The following is a 24418-nucleotide window of genomic DNA, read 5'->3' on the forward strand; positions in this document are numbered from 1 at the left end:
TCTTTGCCTGTCGCCGGCCTAATGATCGTGCATGTAATCCATTACATTCGCAAGAACATTGTTTTGATGTTTGACGTTTCTTCCCCGTTTTCGGGCCGCCCTAAGGCGGCCCGCCGGGACCCGTGGCGCTGGCCTCAACGTGACCGGGACGCGCCGAGGGTGGTTTGAAGAAGAAGCCCAGCAGCAAGACGCCGATCGCCGCCAGTCCCGTCGGGACCATGAACAGCGAACGGTAATCGACGGTGGCGCAGCCGTCGGCGCCGGGGGTGGTCAGTTGGGCGACCAGAGCCGGGAAGACGAAGCTGGCCACCACCATGCCCACGCCCAGGATCAGCAGGTTGAACAGGCCCTGGGCGCTGGAGCGCACGTCCTTGGGGAACACCTCGTCGACGAAGATGTAGACCGTCGCGAAGAAGAAGGCGTAGCAGATCCCGTGCAGCAGCTGGACGGCGACGATCACCGGCACGCTGTCGGGGAAGAAGGCGAAGACCAGGAAGCGGGCCGCATGGCCCAGGATCCCGACGATCATCGTCGTGCGCCAACCCAGCTTGGCCAGCACCGTCCCCAGCACGAACATGGTCAGGATCTCGGCCACCTGCCCCAGGCTCAGCACCACCATCGACAGGTTGCCGGCGATGCCGACCCGGTTGGTCAGGAAGGCGTCGGAGACCACGAAATAGCCGTTGTGGATCACCGCATCGATGAAAGTGACCACGAACAGGGTCAGCACGAACGGCGTGCGCAGCAGCTTGACCGCCCGCAGCCAGGCCAGCTTGTCCACGCCCTGCACGTCCTTGCGGGCCGGGGTGTGCGGCAGGGTCAGGCTGTAGGCCGCCATGGCGAACGACAGGATCGCGGCGACCAGGAAGATCCAGCGCACCTCGTTGGCGGTGGCGTGGGCGCCCAGGATGAACACGAACGGCCAGCTGGCCAGCACCCAGCCGATCGTGCCGCCCATCCGCACCGGCCCGAAGTCCTTGGCCGGCTCGCGCAGGTTGGCGAAGGCGATCGAATTGGCCACCGACAGGGTCGGCACGTAGAACAGGCTGTAGACCATGTAGAGGCCGAAGAACGGCCAGAAGTCCGTCACGAAGGCGCAGGCCGCCAGGGCGACGCCGCCGATCAGGTGACTGAAGGCCAGGAAGCGCTCGGCCGCGAAGTTGCGGTCGGCGAACTGGTTGGAGAAGAAGATCCCGACGATCGCGGCAATGCCCCACGAGCTGCCGACCAGCGACTGCTGCCAGGCCGAAAAGCCCAGCATGCCCATGTAGGGGAAGATCTTGGGCTGCCAGGCGCCCCAGATCGCGATCTGCAGCACCATCATCAGCAGCAGCCGGTTGCGGACCCCGACGTCCGACTTCGTGGGCGAGTTGATCATCTCCCCTCCTCCTCTTCTTTGTCTCAGGCCTTCAGGCGCGACAGGTAGGCGTAGCTGATCTTCAGGGCCTCAAGCCGGTCGCGGACGAACGGCGGCTCCTGCTCGACGAAGAAGTCGCGCACGCCTTCCGCATAGGCGGCCGGCAGCAGCGCCTTCCAGTTCATCATCCCCGAACCGACCTCGGTCGGATCCTGGACCAGGACGAAGTTGGGCTTGGTCGAGGCCTTGATGTCCTTGACGTGCATGGCGGTGAACCGGCCCTTGTGGGCCTTCAACACGGCGACGGGATCCAGGCCCGCAGCCGCGGCCCAGCCGGCGTCCAGCTCGAAGCTGACCAGCGACGGGTCGGTGCGGTTCAGCAGGATCTCCCAGCCGTTGCGCGCGCCATCCTTCCCGCCGGCCAGCGGCGCGAATTCGGGATTATGGTTGTGATAGCCCAGACGGATCCCGGCCTTCTTCAGCACTGCGCCCTTCTCGTTCAGAAAGTCGGCGTTGAACTTCCAGTCGTCGGCGGTCATCTCGCCGCCGATGCGGCCCAGAAGCTCGCCGAAGCCTTCGCCCGCGCGCGGCGCCAACGAGAAGCGGTCGGGGATGTAGAAGATCGGCATCTGGATCGACTTGATGCCGATCACGTGGGCGTCGTCGATCAGCTTCGACAGGTCGCCGTCCAGGCTGGGATCGGCGCCGCGGGCGCGGCCCTGGACGTGGGCGCTGGGGGCGGTCAGGCCCGCGGCGTCCAGCGCCTGGCGAAACTGAGCGGGCGTGCGCCCCAGATAGCCGGCCAGTTCGATGGTCTTGAAGCCGACGGCCGCGACCGCCTTCAGCGTGCCCTCAAGATCGGCCTTGGCCTGGTCGGCCAGGGTGTACAGCTGCATGCCGATCGGCAGGCCGGTGCGGGCGAAGAACGGACGCTGGGCGGCGGCCGCGGGCATAGCCAGCGCCGCGGCGGCTGCGCCCATCAGGCCTCGCCGGGAAAGGGTGTTCATGGACGTGCTCCCTGGATTTTCTTGTGTTGTTTCAGCGCCGTATTCGGCAAAGCGAAAGCGACATAGGCCGCGCCCTGAGGGCCGCTCTTGTCGCGCGCGCCGCTGGTGGCGATGAGGACGTACTGCTTGCCGTCGACCATGTAGGTCACGGGCGTGGCGTTGCCGGCGAACGGCAGGTCGCCCTGCCACAAGAGCTTGCCCGTAGCGCTCTCGAAGGCCCGCAGCTTGCGGTCGTAGATGGTGGCCCCGATGATCACCAGGCCGCCGGCCGTGACGATCGGGCCGCCATAGTTCTCCGAGCCGGTGTTGCGCAGGCCCTGGGCGACCAGCGCCGGGTACTCGCCCAGCGGGATCTTCCACAGGTACTTGCCGGTGTTGAGGTCCAGGGCGTTCAGCGTGCCCCACGGCGGCTTCACGGCCGGATAGCCGTCCGGATCGAGGAACTTCTTGTAGCCGGTGAAGCGATAGGCCGGGGTATCGGCCGGATCGGCCTTGGTGACCACCTCGCGGTCGCCGCCGGGCGTCTCGGCCCCGTTGCTGCGCAGGTACTCGATGACCATGTTCTTGTAGTCGTCGGGGATGGCCGGGAAGGCCGGCATCCGGCCCTTGCCGCTGTTCATCACCTGGCGGATCTCGTCGGCCGACATCCGCGAGCCGATATCGACTAGCGACGGGAACTCGGGCGGCGAGCCCTTGCGGTCCGCGCCATGACAGGCCGAGCAGACGTCCTGGTAGAGGAACGCGCCCGGCGTCGCGCCCAGCTTGGGGTCGACCTTGGTCAGGCCGCCCGTCCAGGCCACGTCGTTGGAGTTGATGTAGATGATCCCCTTGGGATCGACCGCCGGCCCGCCCCACTCGGCCCCGCCGTCGAAGCCGGGGAACACCACCGTCTGGCGACCCACGCTCAGGGGAATGAACTGGCCCTCGCTGCGGAAGGTCTTGAACGCCGCCTGCGCAGCGGCCTGGGCCGCCGGGGTGCGCGTGGTCAGCATGTCGGCCGTCAGATGCTGCCGAGCGAAGGGCTCGATGCCCGTCGGGATCGGCTGGGTCGGCGAAGTATATTCGCCGGGCACGTCGCTGGCCGGGAATGGCCGCTCCTCGATCGGGAACAACGGCTTGCCGGTCGCCCGCTCGAACAGGAACACGAAGCCCTGCTTGGAGGTCTGGGCGACCGCATCGACCTTGCGGCCCTCCTTCATCACCGTGACCAGGGCCGGCGGCGACGGGAAGTCGCGGTCCCAGATGTCGTGGTGCACGCCCTGGAAGTGCCAGATCCGCTTGCCGGTGTTGGCGTCCAGCGCCACCAGCGAATTGGCGTACAGGTTATCGCCCTCGCGATCGGCGCCGTAGAAGTCGTTCACCGCCGAGCCCGTGGGCGCGAAGACGATGCCGCGCTCCAGGTCGATGGCCATGCCGGCCCAGACATTGGCCGCGCCGGCGGACTTCCAGGCCTCGGCCGGCCAGCTCTCGTGGCCCGGCTGGCCGGGGCGCGGAATGGTGTGGAAGATCCAGCGCAGCTTGCCGGTCCGCACGTCATAGGCCCGCACCGCGCCCGGCGCCGCCGGCTTGTTCTCCGACGTGCGGAAGCCGACGATGATCATGTCCTTGTACACCAGCCCCGGCGAGGTCAGGTACGTGGCGTTCTTGGTGTAGTCGTTGCCCAGGTCCTTGCGCAGGTCGATCTTGCCGCCCTCGCCGAAGCTCCGGATCGGCTGGCCCGTCGCCGGATCCAGGGCGTAGAGATCGCTCATCACGCCCGCGAACAGCCGCCGCTCGCCGCCCTCGCTCCAGTAGGTCAGGCCCCGCGCCGGCTGCTTGGCTGGCACCTTGGCGTCGAAGCTCCACAGCAGCTTGCCGCTGGCCCCGTCCAGGGCGATGACCTGCTGGTTGGTGCTGTAGGCGTAGAGCGTGCGGCCCACGACCAGCGGACTGGTCTGCAGACCGCCCATGCCCGCATCGAAGCGCCAGGCCTCCTTCAGATCACCGACCGTCTGGGTGTTGATCTGGGTGAGCTTCGAGTAGCGGTCGCCCGCCGTCGTGCCGCCATAGCTGGCCCAGTCGACCGTCTGGCCGCGAGGAGCGGCGTCGAACTTGCCGCTCACCACGAGCCCGGCGGCGACCGCCCAGGCGACGACGACCGCGCCAGCCGCAACGCCGGCGACGAGTTTGCCGGTGCGGGTCATGCCTTGCCTCCCAGGCCCAGGAGCTTGCGGTTGAAGCCCGCGTCGGCGTCGACCGCGACGAAGTCGTCGAAGGCCTTTTCGGTGACGCGGATGATGTGGTCGCGAATGAACGGCGCGCCCTCGCGGGCCCCGTCCTCGGGGTGCTTCAGCGCGCACTCCCACTCCAGCACCGCCCAGCCGGCATAGTCGTACTGGGCCATCTTCGAGAAGATCGCCTTGAAGTCGATCTGGCCGTCGCCCAGCGAGCGGAAGCGGCCCGGCCGGTCGACCCAGCCCTGGTAGCCGCCATAGACCCCTGCCCGGCCGTTGGGCCGGAACTCGGCGTCCTTGACGTGGAACGCCTTGATGCGCGGGTGGTAGAGGTCGATGAACGCCAGATAGTCCAGCTGCTGCAGGAGCAGGTGGCTGGGGTCGTAGAGGATGTTGGCGCGCGGGTGCTGATCAACGGCGTCGAGGAAGCGCTCGAACGTCGCGCCGTCGTGCAGGTCCTCGCCCGGATGGATCTCGTAGGCCAGGTCGACGCCGGCCGCGTCATAGGCGTCCAGGATCGGCCGCCAGCGCCTGGCCAGCTCGGCGAAGGCCTCCTCGACCAGGCCCGCCGGTCGCTGCGGCCACGGATAGAGATAGGGCCAGGCCAGGGCGCCGGAGAAGGTGGCGTGGACATCCAGGCCCAGGTTGCGGCTGGCCTTGGCCCCCAGCATCAGCTGGTCCACCGCCCAGATCTGGCGCGCGGCCGGCTTGCCGTGCAGCTCGGGCGGCGCGAAGGCGTCGAACAGCGAGTCATAGGCTGGATGCACGGCGACAAGCTGGCCCTGCAGGTGGGTCGACAGTTCGGTGATCGCCAGGCCGTGCTGGGCCAGGGTCCCGGTGACCTCGTCGCAATAGGTCTGGCTCTCCGCGGCCAGGGCCAGGTCGAAGATCGAGCCGGTCCCGCCGGTCGGGATCTGCACGCCCTCATAGCCCAGGCTCGCAGCCCATTCGGCGATGGTGTCCAGGCGGTTGAACGGCGGCTGCGCGCCCAGGAACTGGGCCAGGAAGATGGCGGGGCCCTTCAGCGTCTTCATTGAGGAGCTCCTTCCAGATTGACCCAGCCCGCGCCGGCGGCCTCGACGGCGCGGGTCACGAACGTCATGCCGCGCACGCCTTCGTCGATGCTGGGGACCGAGCCCGCCGCGCCGTCTAGAATGGCGTCGGCCATGTCGCGATAGAGATTGGCGAAGGCCTCGATGAAGCCCTCGGGATGACCGGTCGGAATGCGCGAACTGGCGCGAGCCGACGCGCTCAGATAGCCGGCCGCCGCGTGCAGCACCTGGGTCGGCTGGTCCAGCCAGTTGACGACCAGCACCGACGGGTTCTCGTGCGACCAGTCCAGCCCGCCCCGCTCGCCATAGACCCGCAGGCGCAGGCCGTTGCGGTCCCCGGTGGCGATCTGCGAGGCGACCAGCACGCCCGGCGCGCCGTTTTCGAACCGCAGCAGGATGTTGCAGTCGTCGTCCAGCGTCCGCCCCGGCACCACCCGCGACAGGTCCGGACAAATCCGCGCCACCCGCTGGCCGCTGACGAACTCGGCGATGTTGAAGGCGTGGACGCCGATGTCGGCGATGCAGCCGCCGAGGCCGGCCTGGGCGGGATCGGCCCGCCAGCTGGCTTGCTTGTCGCCGCCCTGCTCGATCGGCTGGGCCAGCCAGCCTTGCGAATATTCCACGACGACCTTGCGCACCGCGCCCAGGCGGCCGCTGGCGATCAGGTCACGCGCCTCGCGGACCATCGGATAGCCGGTGTAGGTGTAGGTCAGCCCATAGTGGCCCGGCGCGGCGTAGGCGACAGCCTTCAGCGCCAGGGCCTCGTCCAGGGACAGGGCCGCGGGCTTGTCGCTCATCACGTGCAGGCCGGCTTCCAGCGCCGCCTTCGACACCGGAAAATGCAGGTGGTTGGGCGTGACGACCGCGACCAGCTCTATCCCGTCGGGACGGCCAGCCTCGCCCGCGATCATCGCTTCCACATCGGCATAGACTCGATCTTCAGCGACGCCATAGCCGGCGGCCGCCTGGCGCGAGCGGTCCAGGTCGCGGCTGAAGGAGCCGGCGACCAGACGGATGCGTCCGTCCAGCTCGGCGGCCATCCGATGCACCGGGCCGATGAACGAGCCGGGACCGCCGCCGACCATGCCCAGACGAAGGGGGCCGCGATGCGAAGAGAGGGAAGACGCTGGCACGCTGGGTCCTGATTTCAAACGGAAACGAAGGCGCTGGCCGCGACGACGCGGACGCGCGCGAACGGCTCGCCATGAAGCGATGTGGTCATGTCCTTGCGCCCTCCCGGCCACCGTTTTGCACGGCTTGTCACGGGTTCACACAGCGCGTGGAAGCTACTTCCAGTCGCGCCATGTAATCCATTACATAGCGCTATCACCATCGCTTCGGGACGGCAAGGGTTGCCAGAGCCGAGCGGCGCCATCAGGGTTCGCGCATGGCTACGATACAAGACGTCGCTCGACGCGCGGGGGTTTCCACCGCCACGGTTTCGCGTGTGTTCAGCAATCCCGATATCGTCTCGGAGGATACCCGCGCCGCGGTGACGGCCGCCGTCGAATCGTTGGGTTACGCTCCCAACTACGCCGCCAAGAGCCTGCGCACGCTGCGCACCGACAAGATCGTGGTCACGGTGCCCGACATCGCTAACCCGTTCTTCTCCAGCGTCATCCGCGGCGTGGAGGAAGCCGCCCAGGCCGCCGGCTATGCGGTGCTGCTGGGCGACACCCGTCACGAGGCCGAGCGTGAGGATCTCTATGCCGGGATGCTGGCCCGGCGCGAGGCCGACGGCCTGATCTTCCTGGGCCACCGCCTGCCCTCGACCCTGGTCGATCTGGTGGCGAAGAAGGGCGGCCAGGCCCCGGTGGTCAACGGCTGCGAGTTCAGCCCGGAGCTGGGCGTCTCCAGCGCCCATATCGACAACGCCAAGGCCGCCGGCGAGGCCATGGCCTATCTCTACGGCCTCGGCCACCGCCGCATCGGCGTGGTCACCGGTCCGCTGGCCAGCCCGATCAGCCGCGACCGCCTGGAAGGCGCCAAGGCGACCGCCGCCGAGCACGACGCCTGCGACCTGCTGGCTGTGGCGGTCGGCGATTTCTCGATCGAGTCGGGTTCGCGCGAGGCGCGGGCGCTGCTCGCAAGCCAGGACCCGCCGACGGCGATCTTCTGTTTCGGCGACGAGATGGCGATGGGCGCGCTGGGCGCGATCCGCGAACTCGGCCTCTCCTGCCCTGGCGACGTCTCGGTCGTCGGCTTCGACGACATCCGCTACTCGCGCTTCGTCACCCCGGCCCTGACCACGGTCAGCCAGCCGATGGAGCAGATCGGCCGCGAAGCGGTGCGTCTTCTGCTCGACGTACTGTCGGACAAGATCCAGGAGCCGATCAGCGTCACCCTGCCCCACGCGCTGATCGTGCGAGAAAGCACGGGGCCGCTGACGCCCCGATAAAGCCGTCGGGTCGTCAGCGCGAACGCTCTCCTCGGTACCGCAGGGCGTCGACGACGAGCGCGAAGGCCGCCGAAGGCTGTCGGCGGCTGGGGTAATAGAGGTGGTAGCCCGCGAACGGCGGACACCAGTCACCCAGAACCCGCACCAGCTCGCCCGAGGCCAGGGCCTCGGCCACCAGATCCTCGAGCACACAGGCAAGGCCCAGCCCATCGACCGCAGCGCGGACGATCATCCGCGAATTGTTGAAGATCAGCTGGCCGTCGACGCGGACGTGAAGGTCCCGACTGCCCTTCTCCAGCTCCCAGGCATAGAGGCCCCCGGCAGTTGGCAGGCGGAGGTTGATGCAGCGATGGTCAGCCAGATCCTGAGGCGCCTTGGGCTTCGGATGCTCCGCGAAATAGGACGGCGCCCCTACGACAGCCATGCGCAGCTCTGGACCGATCTGGATCGCCACCATGTCCTTGGCGATGGATTCCCCCAGGCGAACGCCGGCGTCGAAACGTTCGGTCACGATGTCCGTCAGACTGGAATCGATGACCAGCTCAACATTGAGGTCGGGGTAGCTGCGCAAAAGGGGTCGAAGCGCCGGCCACAGAACTGTGTGAGCCGCGTGCTCCGACGTGGTCATCCGGATCGTGCCGGCCGGCTTGTCGCGCAGCTCGCTCAGCGAGGCGATCCCGCCGTCGATCTCCGCGAACGCCGGACCGATCGTGCGCAGCAGCCGCTCCCCTGCTTCGGTCAGGGCGACGCTTCGCGTCGTACGCGACAGCAGGCGCAGGCCCAGCCGCGTCTCCAGGCGGCGAACCGTATGGCTGAGCGCCGACTGCGAGGTGGCCAGCTTCGCCGCCGCGCGTGTGAAGCTGCCCTCCTCGGCCACCGCCATGAACGCCAGCAGATCGCCGGCCTCATCCCGCTTCATTCATAACCTCAAAGCATGACTTCATGCGCAATCTAGCGGCTAATCAGCAGAATGAGCGAGGCCTATTGTCCCTCCATCGGTGAGGAGCCGACCTCGTGGTCACGCCGCGCGGCGCCCTTTTCACTGAAGTCCACCACGCCCGCGGCGTCTGTCGCGGAAGGAGACCCACGATGGAAAAGCGTACTCTTGGCGACAGCGGGCTGGAGGTTTCCGCCCTGGGTCTGGGATGCATGGGGCTGAGCTTCGGCTACGGCCCGCCGACCGACAAGGACACGGGCGTCGCCCTGATCCGCGGCGCCTTCGAGCGTGGCGTGACGTTCTTCGACACCGCCCAGGCCTACAGCCAGGGCGCCAACGAAGCGCTGCTGGGCGAAGCGGTCGCCCCGTTCCGCGACCAGGTGGTGATCGCCACCAAGTTCGGCTTCGTCGACGGCCTGGTCGCCAAGGGTCTGGACAGCCGCCCCGAGAACATTCGCGCCGTGACGGAAGCCTCGCTCAAGCTCCTGAAGACAGACACCATCGACCTGCTGTACCAGCATCGCGTCGATCCGAACGTGCCGATGGAGGACGTGGCCGGCGCGGTGAAGGACCTGATCCAGGCCGGCAAGGTCAAGCACTTCGGCATGTCCGAAGCCGGCGCCCAGTCGATCCGCAAGGCGCATGCGGTTCAGCCCGTGGCCGCGCTGCAGAGCGAGTACTCGCTGTTCTGGCGTGAACCGGAGACGGAAATCCTGCCGTTGCTGGAAGAACTGAGCATCGGCTTCGTGCCCTTCAGCCCGCTGGGCAAGGGCTTCCTCACCGGCGCCATCGACGACACCACGCAGTTCGCCGAAGGCGATTTCCGCACGGTCGTGCCTCGCTTCGAGGTCGAGAACCGCAGAGCCAACAGGGCGCTGGTCGACCAGGTGGGCGTGCTGGCCAAGAAGCATGGCGTCACCAACGCGCAGATCGCCCTGGCCTGGCTCCTGGCCCAGAAACCTTGGATCGCCCCGATCCCGGGCACGACCAAGCTCCATCGCCTGGAAGAGAACATCGGCGCCGCCAACGTCACGCTGTCGAGCGACGATTTACTGGAAATCGACACGGCGCTCTCGGCGATCGCTCTGGTTGGCGAACGCTACCCGGCCGCCATGCGCGACCGCCAGGGCCGCTGACCGGCCGCTCCCCTCAACAATGCGCGTTAAGCGCCAAAGCCATGGACTGTCCATGAACCCAGTGGTTGTCATCGTCGGCGCTGGCTCGATCGGCGTCGCGATCGCCCGGCGCATCAGCGCCGGCAAACATGTCCTCCTCGCGGACCTGAGGCTGGAGACCGCAGAGGCCGCGGCGAAGGTGCTCGCCGACGCCGGCTTTGCTGTCAGCACCACCGCGGTCGACATTTCCCAGCGCGCTTCCATCGAGGCGCTGGTCGCCAAGGCGACCGCGCTGGGGTCGGTCACGGGCTTGATCCACGCCGCCGGTGTCTCGCCCTCCCAGGCGCCGCCGGCGACGATCCTGCAGGTCGATCTCTACGGCACGGCTGTCATCCTCGAGACCTTCGGCGACGTCATCGCCCAAGGCGGCTCGGCCGTCGTCATCGCCTCGCAATCGGGCCACCGCCTTCCCGCCCTGACGGCCGAGCAGGACGCGCTGCTGGCGACGACGCCGGCCGACGAGCTCCTGGCCTTGGCCATGCTCCAGCCTGACCAGGTCACCGACCCGCTCAACGCTTATCAGATCTCCAAGCGCGCCAATGCCTTGCGCGTAAAAGCCGAAGCCGTGCGCTGGGGGCGGCGCGGCGCCCGCGTCAACACGATCAGCCCCGGGATCATCATGACACCCCTGGCCAATGACGAGCTGAGCGGTCCGCGCGGCGAAGGCTACCGACGGATGATCGACCTCTCCCCCGTGGGCCGCGCCGGCACGCCCGACGAGGTCGCAGCGGTCGGAGCGCTGCTGATGGGCGCCGAAGGGGCGTTCATCACCGGCAGCGACATCCTGATGGATGGCGGCGTGACCGCCAGCTGGTTCTACGGACCGCTGGCGCCGACGGCTCAAGCCTAGCCGGCGAAGACCAGCTCGACGCAGAAGCCGCTCGCACTGGGGGCGACGCGATAGCGCGCCTGGTGAAGGTCCGCGATGGCCGCCACCAGCGACAGGCCCAGCCCCGCCCCCGGCGTGGAGCGGCTGGCGTCGGCGCGATAGAACTTGTCGAACACCTTGTCGCGCTCGGCCTCGGCGATCCCGGGGCCATCGTCGCTGACCCGCGCCACCACCTGGCCGTCACGCGCGCTCAGATGGGTGGTGATCGTGACCCCAGGCGGCGTGTGGACGATGGCGTTCTCGACCAGGTTGATGAAGAGCTGGGTCAGCATCTCCCCATCGCCCTCCACGAACAGGCCCGGCTGATGGTCGCTGACCAGCCGGTGGTCGGCGTCCTCGACCACCGGCTCGTAGACCTGCCGCACCCGGTCCAGCAGTTCGCTGAGATCGACCGGGGCGAAGCGCTTGCGGCCCACGCCCCCCTCCATCATTCCGATGCGCAGCAAGGCCTGGAAGGTCGCCAGTATATCCTCGGTCTGCGCCACGGCCCCGTCGATGGCGGCCGGATCAACCGTCTCGGCCTCGCGCATGATGTCCAGGCTTTCGCGCAGGCGGGTCAGCGGCGTGCGCAGGTCGTGGGCGATGGCCGTGGAGACCTGCCGGACCGCGTCCATCGCCGCGGCCTTACGGTCGATCATGCGGTTGAGGTTGCGGGTCAGATGGTCGAACTCAGGCGCGACGCCGATGCTGGGCAGCCGCTCCTGGCCGTCGCCATCGACGATACGGTCGACCGCGCGGTTGACCCGATCCAGCCGTCCCAGGAACAGTCGTCCGGCCAGATATCCGCCGATCAGGGCGAACAGGGTGATGCCGACGCCGCTCAGCACGGTAAAGCGGACCAGTCGGCGCCGGACCTGATCGATATCGAAGGTGTCGGTGGCCACCACCAGGGTCAGGCCGCCAGGCAGCCGTTGGCCATAGCGCCTGAAGACCTGGGACAGGTCGGGCTCCTCCACCCGGGACTCGCCCCAGCCGACCTGTGCGGCGTCCGCCGGCAAGGTCCCGAACAGGCGCCGACCCTCGGCGTCGGTCAGCAGATACTGGAACTGCGCCTCCCGCTGGACGTCGCCATGGCGCCGCATGGCCTCGCTCAGCCCCGGCAGACCCTGGCGCTCGTAGTCGCCCGCCAGGACTTCGGCCTCGTTCAGCAGCATGGTCTCGGCAGCTTTCACCGCAAAGGTCCCGACCTGGCGCTCGACGGTCCAGAGCAGCAGGCCCGAGCCGCAGGCGAACACCAGGGCGAGCAGCAGCGCAAAGCGGAATGCGCCGCTGGCCAGTGCGCGGGGACCGCGCACCTCAGCCCGCGTCAAGGCGATAGCCTGCGCCGCGCACGGTCTGGATCAGCTCCCGCTCGAAGCCGCGGTCGATCTTGCCGCGCAACCGGCTCATGTGGCTTTCGATGACGTTGGTGCGCGGGTCGAAGTGGAACGACCAGACGTTCTCCAGCAGCATGGTGCGGGTGACCAGCTCGTCGGCGTGCAGCATCAGATATTCCAGCAGCTTGAATTCCTGGACCTGCAGGTCGATGCGCTTGCCGGCCCGGACGACGGTGCGCTTGAGCCGGTCCAGCTCCAGGTCCGCGACCCGCAGCACGGTGACGACCTCGGCGATCGGCGGACGGCGCGCCAGGGCGTTGACCCGAGCCAGCAGCTCGCTGGTCGCGAACGGCTTGGCCAGATAGTCGTCGGCGCCGGCCTCCAGCCCCTCGACCCGATCCTCGACGCCGGTCATGGCGGTCAGGAACAGCGCCGGGGTGCGCACCCCCGCCGCTCGCAGGGCCCGAAGCGCGTTCAACCCGTCCACCCCCGAGACCATCCGGTCCAGGATCAGCACGTCATAGGTGCTGCTGGTGGCGAGGAAGATCGCCTCCTGCCCCGTCGCGCAGGCGTCCAGCGTATGCCCGGCCGCGCTCAGCACCCGTTCCAGGTGACTGCGGGTGCGTTCATCGTCTTCGAGCAAAAGCAGCTTCACGGCGGCGGATCACTCCCTTTCAGGTGGATGATGCCGTTCCGCGACCCGGACGGGCAAGTTGGCAAGAATCAATGTTCGGCTCACCGGGGCCGAAGCTGTCGCCCCCTAGAACCGGGAACGAGCCCCTGCTGGCTCGACCACCCGGACGGACCTTGCCTTACAACGCCACGCCTTCCTCGCCCTTTTCGCCCCCCCAGGGCGATGACGGCAGTGCGCGTCTAAAGCCGTCCTCTGCCGCCGGAGCGCCTCGGCGTTCCGGCGGCCTTTTCTCCCGGATCGATCCCATGCTCGAAACCTCGCCGCGGCGCTGGCGCTGGGCGGCGTCCTGCGCCTTGCTGCTGGCCGGTTGCGCCCACTATACGCCCCTGCCCCTGCCGACCGCGCCGCCGCTCTCCGCCTCGCCGACGGTGACGGCGCCGCTCACGATCGACCAGGTCGCCGACCTGGCCCTGGCCAACAATCCCGACCTGAAGGCCGCGCGCCTGCGTCGCGGGGTCGCCGCAGGCCAGGCCAAGCAGGCCGGCATCCTGCCCAATCCCACTCTGAGCGGCTCGCTACTGCCGCTGATCTCGGGCGCAGGTTCGGCTCCGGCCTGGAATATCGGCCTGTCGCAGGACATTCGCGCCCTCATCACCTACGCCCCGCGCCGCCGCGCCGCGCAGGACAGCCAAGGCCAGGTCGCCGCCGACATCGTCTGGCAGGAATGGCAGGTCGCCGGCCGCGCCCGTCAGCTGGCCGCCGACCTGATCCTGGCCGACCGCGCACGGCCGTCCTACGCCTCTGCCTACCAGTTGCTGGCCCAGCGAAACGCCCGGCTCGAGCAGGCCCTGGCGGCGGGCAACCTGACCCTGACCGGCATCGCCCCCGACCGCGTGGCCCTGCAGGCCGCCCGGGCCGCGCTGGACGGCGTGGATCAGAAGCGGCTCGCGCTCAGGAGTCAGCTCAACACCTTGTTGGGCCTGGCGCCAGGAACCAACCTGCCGCTCGCCGCCGAGCCGACGGCGCGTCCATTCGATGCCGCTGCTATCCGCGCGGGCCTGCCCGACCTGCCAGGCCGCCGCCCTGACCTGCTGGCCCTGCGCCTGGGCTACGCCGCCGCCGACGAGACCGTGCGCGCCGAGATCCTGGGGCAGTTCCCCAACCTGGTGCTGGGCGCAGGCGTCAACAGCGACAACGCCCACGTCGTCAACGGCGGGCCGAACATCTCGCTGGGCCTGCCGATCTTCGACCGCAACCAGGGCGGCGTCGCCATCGCCAACGCCACCCGCGCCCAACTGCACGCCGAGTACGCCGCCCGCCTGGCCGCCGTGCAAGGCGAGGTCGGAGCCATGCTGGCCGAGATCGAGCAGCTTTCGGATCAGCTGACCATCGCCCGCCGCGACCTGCCTGCGGCGCAGGCCGCCGCTGGCCAGGCCCAGACGGCCTTCGACGCCGGCCGGCTGGATGAGCGCGGCTATGTCGACCTCGTCTCCAACCGCTTTGCCAAGGACCAGGAGATCATGACGCTGGAGAACGCGTTGCTGGATCGCCAGATCGCCATCGAGACCCTGGTCGGCGACGGCCTGCCGACCGCCGACCTTCCCGCCGAACCGGGGACTGGCCGATGAGGATCGCCGTCGCCCTGATCCCTTTGACCGCCCTGGCCCTATCCGGCTGCGGTCCCGCCGCTTCGCCCACCCCGCCGACGCCCAGCGTCGCGGTGACGACGGCCAAGGCGGCCCGCGGCGGTCTGCCCGCCATCGTGTCCGGTTACGGCACGGTGAGCCCGACGCTGGACGGCGCCCAGACCCTCAGCTCGGCCCAGCCTGGCCAGGTCGTCGGACTGACGACGACGCCGGGCGCGGCGGTCCAGGCCGGGCAAGCCCTGCTGACCTTCGCCGTGGCCCCCACCGCCCGCGGAACCTATCAGCAGGCCATCACCGCCCTGGCGACCGCCCAGAAGCAACGGGCCAACACCGCCCAGCTCCTGGCCCAGCAGCTGGCCACCACCGATCAGCTGGCTCAAGCCGACAAGGCCGTCACCGACGCCCGGGTCGTGCTCGACGCCCTGGGCGCGGAAGGCGCGAGCCAGGCGGTCCGCACCTTCGTCGCGCCGTTCGACGGCGTCGTCACCGCGATCCCCGTCGCGCTGGGCGATCGCACCGCCGCCGGCGCGCCGCTGGTCACCGTGGCCCGCAACGACGGCCTGGTCGTTACAGTCGGCATCGATCCGGCCCTGCGCAGCGGCGTCGCGGCCGGACAGTCCGCCAGCCTGACGCGTCTGAGCGGCGGCCAGGCCCTGACGGGACGGGTCGTACGCGCCGACAGCGCGCTCAATCCCCGCACGCGTCTGGTCGATGTCGATATCGCTTTCCCGACCGGCGCGCTGCTGCCGGGCGAGGCCCTGCAGGCGGCGATCTCCACCAACACCATGTCGGGCTGGATCGTGCCCCATGCGGCGGTGGTCACCGCGACCGCCCCGACCCGCATCTTCCAGGTCGCCGGCGGCAAGGCGCACGCCGTGCCCGTCCGGCTGCTGCTGTCGTCCGACGCCGGCGATGTCGTGGAAGGCGCGGTCGACGCCGCCAGCCCGGTGATCGTCGACGGCGCCTATCAAGTCAGCGACGGCGACGCCGTCCGGCGAGGTCAATGATGCTGGAACGCCTGCTGCGCTCGCAATCGCGGGTCGTCATCCTGGTCGCCGTCGCCCTGGCTGTGGCCGGCCTGGCCGCCGCCGCGGCCCTGCCGATCGGCCTCTTCCCGCAGGTCTCGTTCCCGCGCGTCGTGGTCGATCTGGACGCTGGCAGCCGCCCGGCGGCCCAGACCGCCCTCACCGTCACCCGTCCCGTGGAGGAGGCCATTCGGGCCGTGCCCGGCGTGCTCAACGTCCGCTCGGAGACCAGCCGCGGCTCGGCCCAGATCTCGGTCGATTTCGGCTGGGGCCGGGACATGGTCGCCAGCACCCTGCTGGTCGATTCCGCGGTCGCCCGCATCCTGCCGTCCCTGCCGCCCGGCGCGCAGTACAACGTCCGGCGGATGGACCCGACGGTCTTTCCGATCATCTCCTACGCCCTGGTCTCCGACACCGCCGACCCGGCCGCCCTGCAGGATCTGGCCCGCTACCAGATCACCCCGCTGCTGTCGTCGATCCCGGGCCTGGCCCGCGTCGGCGTCCAGGGCGGGCAGACCGCCGAGGTGCAGGTGCTGGCCGATCCGCACCGCCTGGCCGAACACAACCTGGCCATGACCGACGTCGCCGCCGCCATCCGCGCCGGCAACGTGCTGGGCGCCGTGGGCCAGGTGCAGGATCGCGGCCGCCTTTCGCTGGTCGTCGTCGACGCCAGCGCGATGACCGCCGCCCAGATCGGCGACATCGTCGTGCGCGCCGACCCGGCCGGCGTCGTGCGGGTGCGAGACCTGGCCACCGTCCAGAACGGCGCGGTCCTGCAATGGCAGCGCATCGTCGAGGACGGCCGTCCCGCCGTGCTGTTCAACATCTATGAGCAGCCCGACGGCAACGCCGTGCAGATCGCCCAGGCCGTGCGCCAGAAGCTGGCCGGCGTCGCCCTGCCGCCCGGCGTCAAGCTGGTGAACTGGTACGATCAGAGCGAACTGGTCGTGCAGTCGGTCGCCAGCGTCCGCGACGCGGTGCTGATCGGCCTGGTGCTGGCCGCCCTGGTGCTGCTGTGGTTCCTGCGCAGTTGGCGCGTGACCCTGGTGGCGATCATCGTCGTCCCCGCGACCCTGGCCATCACCATGCTGGTGCTCAGCATCCTGGGCATGAGCTTCAACATCATGACCCTGGGTGGCGTCGCCGCCGCCGTGGGCCTGCTGATCGACGACGTCATCGTCATGGTCGAGCACATCGCCCGCCGCGCGGGCGCTCCGGGTCCGGACGGCGAGCCCCTGGGCCGCGCAGCGGTCATCCCGGCCGCCCGCGAGTTCATGGCGCCCCTGACCGGCTCCAGCCTGGCCACCCTGATCGTCTTCGTGCCGCTGTCGTTCCTGAGCGGCGTGACCGGCGCCTTCTCCAAGGCCCTGTCGGTGACCATGGGCGCGGCCCTGCTGATCTCGTGGGCGATGAGCGCCTTCGTCGTGCCGATCCTGGTGGGCTGGCTGGTCGATTTCCGCAAGTGGCGCGACCCGGGCGAGGCCGGCGAAGGCCGGATGGCCGTCGTCCACGATGCGGCCCTGGATCGCCTGAACGCCAAGCCCTGGCTGCTGGCCGCCCTGCTCTTTCCAGTGCTGGCGATCGGCTATGTCGGCTATTCCCACGTCTCGACCGGCTTCATGCCCAAGGTCGACGAAGGCGGCTTCATCATGGACTACTTCACCGTGCCGGGCACGTCGCTGGACGAGACCGGGCGGCAGGTGGGCCAGATCGACGCCCTGCTGCGGGCCAACCCCGACGTCCTGACCTTCTCGCGCCGCCTGGGCACGGGCCTGGGCGGCGACCTGGGCCAAAGCTACCACGGCGACTATTTCGTCCGCCTCAAGCCCGGCCACGGCAGGCCGACCGCGGACGTCGCCGCCGCCGTGGCCGAGGAGGTCTCCGCCAAGGTCCCTGGCGTCGAGGTCGAGGTCGCCCAGCTGATGGAAGACCTGATCGGCGACCTGACGGCCGTGCCGCAGCCGATCGAGATCAAGCTGTACGCCGCCGACCCGACCATGCTGTACGCTCAGGCCCAGAAGGTCGCCGCGGTCGTCGGCAAGATCGACGGCGTCATCGAGGTCAAGGACGGGGTCCGCCTGGCCGGCGACGCCCTGGACGTCCAGGTCGATCCGGTGCGGGCCGGCCTGGAGGGCATCGCGCCCGCCGATGTCGAGAGCCAGCTTTCCGCGGCCTTGACCGGCGTCGTCGCCACCACCCTGGCCCAGCCCAGCAAGGCGGTCGACGTCCGCGTCCGGGTTCCCGACGCGACGGGCCTCAGCCAGACCCGCCTAGCCCAGCTGCCGCTGCGCGCCGCCGACGGCCACGTGTTCCCGCTGTCACGCGTGGCGACCCTGGTCCCGGTCGCGGGCCAGCCGCAGATCAGCCGCGAAAACCTGGAGCCGATGGTCGCGGTCACCGGCCGCATTCAGGGCCGCGGCATGAGCGCGGCGATCGCCGACGTGACCAAGGCGCTGGACCAGCCCGGCGTGCTGGCGCCCGGCGTACGCTACGAACTGGGCGGTCTCTACCAGCAGCAGCAGATCGCCTTCTCGGGCCTGATCAAGGTGTTCGCCGCCGCCCTGGTGGCCGAGTTGGTCCTGCTGCTGGCGCTGTATCGCCGCTTCTCGCTGGCCTTCATCGTGATCGGCTGCTCGCTGCTGTCGACGACGGCCGTCTTCACCGCCCTGTGGCTGGCCAAGGTCGACCTGAACATCACCGCGCTGATGGGCATGACCATGATCATCGGCATCGGCGCCGAGATGGCGATCTTCTACATCTCGGAGTTCGAGGAGCTGTCGCGCCACATGCCGCCGACCCAGGCCGCCCGCGAAGCCAGCCGCAACCGCCTGCGCCCGATCACCATGACGACCCTGGCGGCGATCCTGACCCTGGCCCCGCTGGCCCTGGCCATCGGTCAAGGCTCGGGCATCCAGCAGCCCCTGGCCATCGCCATCATCGCCGGCCTGCTGCTGCAGTATCCGCTGGTGCTGCTGGCCATGCCGGTGCTGGTCCGCCTGACCGCCCCGCCGCGCGCGGCAACCTGATCCCGGCTCTGGCCGGCGCTCAGCGCGCCGGCCAGAGCGACCGGTCGATCCGCTTGACGTCGAACAGAGTGACTGGCCCGCAGGCCGACAGCGTGTGCAGCCCGTGCCTGTAGCGCCCCACGCCGGACGGCAGATCCACAGGCGCAGACGCCTCGGCCTCGAAGGTGTTGGGCGTCAGCTTCAGGATGGTCAGCCGGCGGAGCCCGCCGCCATAGGTGCGCGTGCAATCCTGCACCGGCAGGCGCGGCAGGCCGTCCTCGATCCAGACCGTACCGCCGGGGCGGCTGGAGGCGCGATCGATCCGAACGGGATTTCCCGGATGCAGCCGCCACGGCCCGGTCAGGGTTTCGGCGAAGGCCAGATGCAGCCGTCCCTGCTTCCAGCGCTGTGGGCCGGTCGGCGAATAGGCCAGCCACCACAGACCATCGTAGCGGAACGGCGTGGCGTCGATGGCCGGCGTGTCCAGCGGCAGGCGAACGACCGGCTCCCACACGCGGGGGAACTCAGCTGCGCGATACAGGGTGAGCATGCCGGAACGATGGGCTTCGGGCAGCATCCAGACCTCGCCATCGGCCTCGAAGACCTGCGGATAGGACAGATGCCAGGGCTCTTCGAGCACCACCGCCCGACGCACCGGCGAGAAGTACGGCCCCAGCTCGAGCGCTTCGATGACGCCCTTGCGGGTGCGATAGTCGTAAGCTTCGGCGAAAAGATGTAGCCGCCCGTCACGCCAAAGGCCGAACGGATCAGCCAGGAACTTCAGCCCGCCCTCCTCGGCCAGCCAGCAGATCGGCGCATCAGGCGGAAAGCCGTTCCGGGCGACGTCGCCGATCGCGGCCTCGACCAGTCCGATCCGCCAGATGTCCCGACCGGGAATCCGCGTCGTCCAGTCAGTCATGAACGGCCTCGGCTGCGACGGGAGCGATCTCACCGCGCGCTCGCCAGACGCCGCGCGCCAAGCCGAGCGCCCCGAGGCCGACGATGACGGCCAGGTGCAGGAACAGGGTGATCAGCGCCAAGGCCGCCAGCAGCACCGCGACCGGCGCATGCGGCCCCAACACCAGCAGCATCAGATTGCCGAACACCAGTTCCTTGTTCGAGATGAATGGGATGCGTGAGACGAGGTAGCGGATAGTCAGGAACACGATCCACAGGCTGATGGCGACCTGCGGCAGCGCCATCCACCAGATCAGCACGGTAAGCCCGGTCACGACGATCAGCCGGAACGCATGGACCGCGCCGACGAACACCAGTTGGTCGCGCGGCAGCGAGAAGACCCGCCGCCCGAAGACCAGCAGCCCTAGCGAGATCGCCACCGGGATCAGTCCAGACCACAGGGCCGGGCCCAGTCGCTTGTCGAGCTCCAGGTCGCGCAGATGGGTCGCGCTGACCAGCGCCAGGGCCACGGTCAGCAGGTTGCCCAGCAGGGCCGACAGGATGTTGACGTCCTTGATGGCCTGGAACGGCGCAACCACCGCCCCGGCCGCCCGTCGCGCCCAGACATAGAGATAGGCCTCGCCGCTGTAGCCCAGCACCACCTCGTTGATAACGTTCTTGCGCAGCAGGGCCTCGAAGCCGGCGACCGGCATGTTCCAAAGCCGCCGGAAGACCACGAACTCGCAGAGCGGCTGCACCATGTAGAGCAGCACCAGGGCCGGCCAGACGAGCGGCGGCAGGCGGACGATCATGGTCATCGCGTCCGACGCGGCGCCGCGGAGTTGCCAGAGAATGGCGCCGACCAGCCCCACGAAGGCGGCGACGCCAAGCAGGCGCCATCCCAGAGACAGCTGTCGCGACTTGTCGCTCAAGGTCGGGCTCCGGCGGTCAGCAGCGAGGGGATCGGCGCGCGCGCCCTGGCCGGCCGGGTCTGCAGCGAGACGCGCTGGTAGTGGTCGAACAGATCGGCGAAGTGATCCATGTCGCCCCGAACGCCGGTGGCGGCTGCGACCGCCGCGGCCTTCAGCGTCGCAGCGTCGCGCGCCAGCAGCCGGCCGATGGCGGCGGCGGCGGCCTGGACGTCGCCCGAACGGTAGATCTCCGAGGTCGCCGGCCGAGCCAGATGGGCGAAGCCGCCGCGATCGGGTCCCACGACAGGCAGGCCGCTGGCCATGGCCTCGGCGGGCAGAAGGCCGAAGGTCTCCGACTCGCAGCCGTGGACCAGCGCATCCGCACTGGCCAGGTGCGCGGCCAACAGCGGCCGATCGTGGATGGGCGGCAGCACACGCACGTGCGGATTGCCGGCCGCCGCACGCGCGACCCGCACGCGGTCGATGCCGTCGCCGATCAAGACGAGGCCGATCGGCGTCGCGGCGCTGGCGCGCGTCACCGCCTCGATCACCATCGGCCAGCGCTTCTCGGGATGGAAGCGGCCGACGCCGAGGATGAGCTTGGCGTTCTCCGGGCAACCGCAGGCCTGCAGCAGGCGCGCTCTGAGGCTCTCGTCGCGCAGCGCGGGAGAAAAGGCTCCGCGGTCGATGCCCAGCGGCACGCTCGTCACCGCCTCGACTCCCTGCCCTTCCAGGCGTTCGGCCAGCCAGCCGCCGCCGGTGACGACGGAGGCGAAATGGCCCGTCAGATTGCGAAGGTAGAACCAGAACCAGCCGAACAGCTGATCGATCTGCTCGGGGCTGGCGATCGGAGCCAGCCAGCGCTGCGGATAGGACGCCACCGGATCGGCGTGCATGAACATGGCGCGCGCGACCGGTCCTTGCCAGTTGGCGACGATCCAGGCGCCGCGCCAGGGCGATGACGCCTCGACCAAATCCGGCGAAAGCTCGTCCAGCCAGCGGTGCACCGGCGCCGCGTCCCAGAACATGTGGTAGTTCGCATCGAACGGCAGTCGAGGCGACTTCACCTGGATGACGCCGCCCCCGCCGCGGGGCTCGAATCCATCCGCCGCCCCTGGAGCGATGACGAACAGCTCGTGGCCCATCTGGGCCGCGGCCTTGAATTTACGGTCGATATAGGTCCGCACGCCACCGCCGGTTGGCGAATAGAACTCGGCGACATCCACAACACGCATCGTGTTTTCCGGCCAGTTTCACGAAGAGGCCATATCGCCTCCGTATAAAGGCGTCGCGACAGCGCGCGAGTCTCACCGATTTCAAAATCCGTGTGGAGGGGGGGCATGTGCGACGTCGTAGTGCGCGGGGCTGGGCGTACACTTGGAAGGACGACTATGGACATCAAGACGCTGACGCACGCCGATGGCGCGCGCCCGTTGCGGATTGCCTTGTTCTCGGGGAACTACAACTACACGCTGGACGGCGCGAACAAGTCGCTGAACCGGCTGGTCGGTCACCTGCAGGATACGCTGGGCGCAACCGTGAGGGTCTATTCCCCCACCGCGCCGCAGGCGGCGTTCGAGCCCGTGGGCGATCTGGTCTCTGTGCCGTCGGTGAAAATCCCGTTCCGGAACGACTATCGTCTCGCTCTGGGCTTGCCCAAGGCCATCCGCCGCGACGTTCGGGCGTTCAAGCCCGATCTGGTCCACCTGTCCGCGCCAGACCTGCTGGGCAGCGCGGCCTTGAAGCTGGGTCGCGCGCTGAAGGTCCCGGTGGTCGCCAGCCTGCACACGCTGTTCGATTCCTATCTAGACTATTACGGCCTGGGCCGCCTGCAGCCCCTGGTGCGTCGCCAGCTGTGGAAGTTCTACGGCCAGTGCGACTACGTCATGGCTCCGACGGAAGCGATTGGCGACGAACTGCGAGCCCATACGCCGTCGACCCGCGTCCGCACCTGGGCGCGCGGCGTGGACTCCCATCTGTTCAACCCCGACCGTCGCAGCGAAGCCTGGCGGCTGAGCCAGGGCTTTTCGCCGGACCGTCCGGTGGTGGTGTTCCTGGGGCGACTGGTCATGGAAAAGGGCCTGGCGGCCTTCGCCGAGACCGTCCGGCGGCTTCAGGCCAACGGCCAGCCGCCGCAGGTCCTGGTGATCGGCGACGGCCCGTCGCGTCCGTGGTTCCAGGAGCAGCTTCCCGAGGCGGTCTTCGCCGGCTTCCTGTCGGGCGAGGCCCTGGCCACGGCGCTGGCCAGCGGCGACATCTTCTTCAATCCCAGCACGACCGAGACCTTCGGCAACGTCAATCTGGAGGCGATGGCGTCCCGGCTGACCATGGTCTGCGCCGACGCGCCCAACACGCGCGCCCTGCTCTGGCACGGCCGTAACGCCCTGCTCTGCGCCGACCAGCCGGCCGCCTATGCCGAGGCGCTTTCGCAAGTGATCCAGGATCGCGACGCCCAGCAGCGACTCGCGGCCGAGGCTCTGGACCGCAGCGCCGCCTATCGCTGGACGGAAATCCTGGACGAGGTCGTCGAGGTCTATGCCGAAGCCCTGGCCTCGCGCCCGACGCCCGCCATGGCGCTAGACCCCGGCATGCCGCAACCGCGCGCCCTGTGGCCAGCCCGCCGGACGGTGGCCGAGCCCCAGGCCGCCAGCCTGTCGGCGCTTTCCAGCTAGACGTCCGGTTCAGATCGATGATCCCGACAACGCTCGACCGGTACCTGCTGAGGCGCACCCTGGCGCCGATGACCGCCGTCCTGCTCAGTACGATGGTCGCCTTCCTGATGGAGCGCCTCATGCGCTCCTTCGACCTGCTGTCGCAGACGACGGAGGGCTTTCGCTTCCTGACTGAGCTGCTGGTGAACCTGGTGCCGCACTATGTCGGCCTCACCCTGCCCGGCGGCTTCTTCATCGGACTGTTCGTGGTGGTCAACGCCCTGAACAAGAGCTCGGAGATCGACGCCATCCTGGCCAGCGGCACGTCGCTGGGCCGCTTCGCCGCCCCCTTCGTAGGACTCGGGGCGGCGCTGATGCTGCTCAGCGTGCTGCTGTTCGGCTTCATCCAGCCCTATAGCCGCTACGCCTATCATGCCGTGCTGATCGCGGCCGAGAACGCCGGCTGGAACGGCGACGTGCGACCCAAGGCCCTGCTGTCCGCCGGCCCCGACATCCTCCTTACCGCCGACCGAACCGACCCCAGCGGGCGTCATCTGGAGCACATCTTCATCCGCCGGATCGCCGCAGAAGGCCGCGAGGACGTCCTGACCGCGGCCTCGGCTGTGGTCCGCAAGACCGACGGCGACCAGAGCGTGGCGCTGGAACTGGAAAACGGGCGCCAGGTCAGCACGACCCGCGACGCCCAGGTCTATGTCACCAACTTCTCGCGCGTGATGTTCAAACTCCCCCTGTCGCAGTCCACCAAGCTCCTGCGGCTGCGGGGCGACGACGTCAGCGAGCTGACCCTGATCGAGCTGGCGCAACAGGGTTTCGGCGCGGCGACGCCCGCCATGTTGCCGCGACAGTCCCTGCTCGCCGAGTTCTACTCGCGACTGGCCAGAGCGCTGATGCTGCCGCTGTTGCCCTTGCTCGCCGTGCCGTTCGGCCTGAGCGCCAAGCGCGCCGGATCGGGCTCGGCCATGGCGGTCGGCGGCATCCTGTTGTTCGCGTTCGAGACGGCGATGGTTCTGGGTCAGGCGATCGTTGCGGCTATCCACCTGCCGGCAGCCGTCATGATCGGAGGTCCGGCCGCCGTCTTCGCAAGCCTCTGCATCGCCACCTGGGTGGCCAGCCGCCGCCGGCCGGGCGAAAACCCGGTCAGCTGGATTTCCGAGCGCATCGCCGCGCTGTTCGCCGCGATCGCGAGAGCCGTCGGCGTGCGACGCCCAGCATCCTAGCGCTTCACCTCGGCCGCGTTTTCAACTCATGATGGGGAGACGACGACGTTTTCGTGTCATGAGCGTT

General features: G+C 69.1%; 19 protein-coding genes. 8 read left to right on the forward strand and 11 right to left on the reverse strand.

What is annotated here, in order from left to right; translation table 11 throughout:
• Nucleotides 1-100: 100 nt before the first annotated feature.
• From E1H18_RS06915 to E1H18_RS06935, 5 genes are read right to left on the reverse strand one after another with little or no spacing between them, the layout of a single operon-like run.
• Nucleotides 101-1378, reverse strand: coding sequence for an MFS transporter (locus E1H18_RS06915; RefSeq protein ID WP_172265209.1), 1278 nt, complete (start codon nt 1376-1378; stop codon nt 101-103).
• A 23-nt stretch (nt 1379-1401) separates the two neighbouring features.
• Nucleotides 1402-2364 carry a sugar phosphate isomerase/epimerase gene (locus tag E1H18_RS06920; protein ID WP_172265212.1) on the reverse strand — a complete coding sequence of 321 codons (963 nt, stop codon included), beginning with the start codon at nt 2362-2364 and terminating at the stop codon, nt 1402-1404.
• The gene (locus E1H18_RS06925) at nt 2361-4547 is read right to left on the reverse strand and encodes a PQQ-binding-like beta-propeller repeat protein (protein WP_172265215.1); all 2187 of its coding nucleotides are present in this window, start codon (nt 4545-4547) and stop codon (nt 2361-2363) included. The genes E1H18_RS06920 and E1H18_RS06925 overlap by 4 nt, the downstream gene beginning before the upstream one ends.
• Nucleotides 4544-5611, reverse strand: a complete 1068-nt coding sequence (locus E1H18_RS06930) for a sugar phosphate isomerase/epimerase (RefSeq protein WP_172265218.1) — start codon at nt 5609-5611, stop codon at nt 4544-4546. The genes E1H18_RS06925 and E1H18_RS06930 overlap by 4 nt, the downstream gene beginning before the upstream one ends.
• A complete protein-coding gene (locus tag E1H18_RS06935; RefSeq protein ID WP_172265734.1) occupies nt 5608-6714 on the reverse strand; it encodes a Gfo/Idh/MocA family protein in 1107 nt (368 codons plus the stop codon). Before E1H18_RS06935 ends, E1H18_RS06930 begins: the two co-directional genes overlap by 4 nt.
• Before the next feature lie 302 nt (nt 6715-7016).
• On the opposite strand from E1H18_RS06935, the gene E1H18_RS06940 reads away from it, so the two are divergent.
• Entirely contained in the window at nt 7017-8027 is a 1011-nt protein-coding gene (locus E1H18_RS06940) for a LacI family DNA-binding transcriptional regulator (protein ID WP_172265221.1), read from the forward strand.
• Nucleotides 8028-8040: 13 nt separating this feature from the next.
• Here E1H18_RS06940 and E1H18_RS06945 read toward each other — a convergent pair whose 3' ends face one another.
• Nucleotides 8041-8946, reverse strand: coding sequence for a LysR family transcriptional regulator (locus E1H18_RS06945; RefSeq protein WP_172265224.1), 906 nt, complete (start codon nt 8944-8946; stop codon nt 8041-8043).
• 170 nt (nt 8947-9116) lie between these two features.
• Here E1H18_RS06945 and E1H18_RS06950 point away from each other — a divergent pair, with 170 nt between their 5' ends.
• Both E1H18_RS06950 and E1H18_RS06955 read left to right on the forward strand, forming a co-directional pair.
• Entirely contained in the window at nt 9117-10100 is a 984-nt protein-coding gene (locus E1H18_RS06950; RefSeq protein ID WP_172265227.1) for an aldo/keto reductase, read from the forward strand.
• A gap of 52 nt (nt 10101-10152) precedes the next feature.
• The gene (locus E1H18_RS06955) at nt 10153-10989 is read left to right on the forward strand and encodes an SDR family oxidoreductase (protein ID WP_172265230.1); all 837 of its coding nucleotides are present in this window, start codon (nt 10153-10155) and stop codon (nt 10987-10989) included.
• On the opposite strand, the gene E1H18_RS06960 is transcribed toward E1H18_RS06955, so the two are convergent.
• Nucleotides 10986-12338 carry a HAMP domain-containing sensor histidine kinase gene (locus E1H18_RS06960; protein WP_172265233.1) on the reverse strand — a complete coding sequence of 451 codons (1353 nt, stop codon included), beginning with the start codon at nt 12336-12338 and terminating at the stop codon, nt 10986-10988. The genes E1H18_RS06955 and E1H18_RS06960 overlap by 4 nt on opposite strands.
• Nucleotides 12325-12999, reverse strand: coding sequence for a winged helix-turn-helix domain-containing protein (locus E1H18_RS06965; protein ID WP_172265236.1), 675 nt, complete (start codon nt 12997-12999; stop codon nt 12325-12327). The genes E1H18_RS06960 and E1H18_RS06965 overlap by 14 nt, the downstream gene beginning before the upstream one ends.
• A 284-nt stretch (nt 13000-13283) precedes the next feature.
• Between E1H18_RS06965 and E1H18_RS06970 the strand changes: the two genes are divergently transcribed.
• The 3 genes from E1H18_RS06970 to E1H18_RS06980 are packed head-to-tail and all read left to right on the forward strand — an operon-like array spanning nt 13284 to nt 18675.
• Nucleotides 13284-14606 carry a TolC family protein gene (locus tag E1H18_RS06970; protein ID WP_172265239.1) on the forward strand — a complete coding sequence of 441 codons (1323 nt, stop codon included), beginning with the start codon at nt 13284-13286 and terminating at the stop codon, nt 14604-14606.
• On the forward strand, nt 14603-15631 hold the full coding sequence (locus tag E1H18_RS06975) for an efflux RND transporter periplasmic adaptor subunit (RefSeq protein ID WP_172265242.1): 1029 nt from the start codon (nt 14603-14605) through the stop codon (nt 15629-15631). The genes E1H18_RS06970 and E1H18_RS06975 overlap by 4 nt, the downstream gene beginning before the upstream one ends.
• On the forward strand, nt 15628-18675 hold the full coding sequence (locus E1H18_RS06980) for an efflux RND transporter permease subunit (protein WP_206679037.1): 3048 nt from the start codon (nt 15628-15630) through the stop codon (nt 18673-18675). Before E1H18_RS06975 ends, E1H18_RS06980 begins: the two co-directional genes overlap by 4 nt.
• A gap of 19 nt (nt 18676-18694) precedes the next feature.
• Here E1H18_RS06980 and E1H18_RS06985 read toward each other — a convergent pair whose 3' ends face one another.
• Genes E1H18_RS06985 through E1H18_RS06995 form a run of 3 tightly spaced genes read right to left on the reverse strand, consistent with a single transcriptional unit; the run spans nt 18695 to nt 21697 of the window.
• A complete protein-coding gene (locus tag E1H18_RS06985) occupies nt 18695-19573 on the reverse strand; it encodes a hypothetical protein (protein ID WP_206679038.1) in 879 nt (292 codons plus the stop codon).
• Nucleotides 19566-20483 carry a hypothetical protein gene (locus E1H18_RS06990; protein WP_194247889.1) on the reverse strand — a complete coding sequence of 306 codons (918 nt, stop codon included), beginning with the start codon at nt 20481-20483 and terminating at the stop codon, nt 19566-19568. Before E1H18_RS06990 ends, E1H18_RS06985 begins: the two co-directional genes overlap by 8 nt.
• A complete protein-coding gene (locus tag E1H18_RS06995) occupies nt 20480-21697 on the reverse strand; it encodes a glycosyltransferase (RefSeq protein ID WP_172265245.1) in 1218 nt (405 codons plus the stop codon). The genes E1H18_RS06990 and E1H18_RS06995 overlap by 4 nt, the downstream gene beginning before the upstream one ends.
• A gap of 156 nt (nt 21698-21853) precedes the next feature.
• Here E1H18_RS06995 and E1H18_RS07000 point away from each other — a divergent pair, with 156 nt between their 5' ends.
• Together E1H18_RS07000 and E1H18_RS07005 are read left to right on the forward strand one after the other, a co-directional pair.
• Complete coding sequence (locus E1H18_RS07000) at nt 21854-23134, forward strand: glycosyltransferase family 1 protein (RefSeq protein WP_172265248.1); 1281 nt, start codon at nt 21854-21856, stop codon at nt 23132-23134.
• A gap of 17 nt (nt 23135-23151) precedes the next feature.
• Nucleotides 23152-24351: an LptF/LptG family permease gene (locus E1H18_RS07005; protein WP_172265251.1), complete on the forward strand. Its 1200-nt coding sequence runs from the start codon at nt 23152-23154 to the stop codon at nt 24349-24351.
• The last annotated feature ends 67 nt before the right edge of the window (nt 24352-24418 follow it).

Origin of the sequence: Caulobacter sp. RHG1, assembly GCF_013181195.1 — a bacterium.
Taxonomy (GTDB): Bacteria; Pseudomonadota; Alphaproteobacteria; order Caulobacterales; family Caulobacteraceae; genus Caulobacter.

What these genes read in the sequence shown, in the direction of transcription:
- E1H18_RS06985 (WP_206679038.1), bottom strand. Translation starts at nt 19,573, where the DNA reads ATGACTGACTGGACGACGCGGATTCCCGGTCGGGACATCTGGCGGATC.
- E1H18_RS06945 (WP_172265224.1), bottom strand. Translation starts at nt 8,946, where the DNA reads ATGAAGCGGGATGAGGCCGGCGATCTGCTGGCGTTCATGGCGGTGGCC.
- E1H18_RS07005 (WP_172265251.1), top strand. Translation starts at nt 23,152, where the DNA reads ATGATCCCGACAACGCTCGACCGGTACCTGCTGAGGCGCACCCTGGCG.
- E1H18_RS06955 (WP_172265230.1), top strand. Translation starts at nt 10,153, where the DNA reads ATGAACCCAGTGGTTGTCATCGTCGGCGCTGGCTCGATCGGCGTCGCG.
- E1H18_RS06930 (WP_172265218.1), bottom strand. Translation starts at nt 5,611, where the DNA reads ATGAAGACGCTGAAGGGCCCCGCCATCTTCCTGGCCCAGTTCCTGGGC.
- E1H18_RS06915 (WP_172265209.1), bottom strand. Translation starts at nt 1,378, where the DNA reads ATGATCAACTCGCCCACGAAGTCGGACGTCGGGGTCCGCAACCGGCTG.
- E1H18_RS06970 (WP_172265239.1), top strand. Translation starts at nt 13,284, where the DNA reads ATGCTCGAAACCTCGCCGCGGCGCTGGCGCTGGGCGGCGTCCTGCGCC.
- E1H18_RS06995 (WP_172265245.1), bottom strand. Translation starts at nt 21,697, where the DNA reads ATGCGTGTTGTGGATGTCGCCGAGTTCTATTCGCCAACCGGCGGTGGC.
- E1H18_RS06935 (WP_172265734.1), bottom strand. Translation starts at nt 6,714, where the DNA reads ATGGTCGGCGGCGGTCCCGGCTCGTTCATCGGCCCGGTGCATCGGATG.
- E1H18_RS06925 (WP_172265215.1), bottom strand. Translation starts at nt 4,547, where the DNA reads ATGACCCGCACCGGCAAACTCGTCGCCGGCGTTGCGGCTGGCGCGGTC.
- E1H18_RS07000 (WP_172265248.1), top strand. Translation starts at nt 21,854, where the DNA reads ATGGACATCAAGACGCTGACGCACGCCGATGGCGCGCGCCCGTTGCGG.
- E1H18_RS06940 (WP_172265221.1), top strand. Translation starts at nt 7,017, where the DNA reads ATGGCTACGATACAAGACGTCGCTCGACGCGCGGGGGTTTCCACCGCC.
- E1H18_RS06950 (WP_172265227.1), top strand. Translation starts at nt 9,117, where the DNA reads ATGGAAAAGCGTACTCTTGGCGACAGCGGGCTGGAGGTTTCCGCCCTG.
- E1H18_RS06975 (WP_172265242.1), top strand. Translation starts at nt 14,603, where the DNA reads ATGAGGATCGCCGTCGCCCTGATCCCTTTGACCGCCCTGGCCCTATCC.
- E1H18_RS06920 (WP_172265212.1), bottom strand. Translation starts at nt 2,364, where the DNA reads ATGAACACCCTTTCCCGGCGAGGCCTGATGGGCGCAGCCGCCGCGGCG.
- E1H18_RS06980 (WP_206679037.1), top strand. Translation starts at nt 15,628, where the DNA reads ATGATGCTGGAACGCCTGCTGCGCTCGCAATCGCGGGTCGTCATCCTG.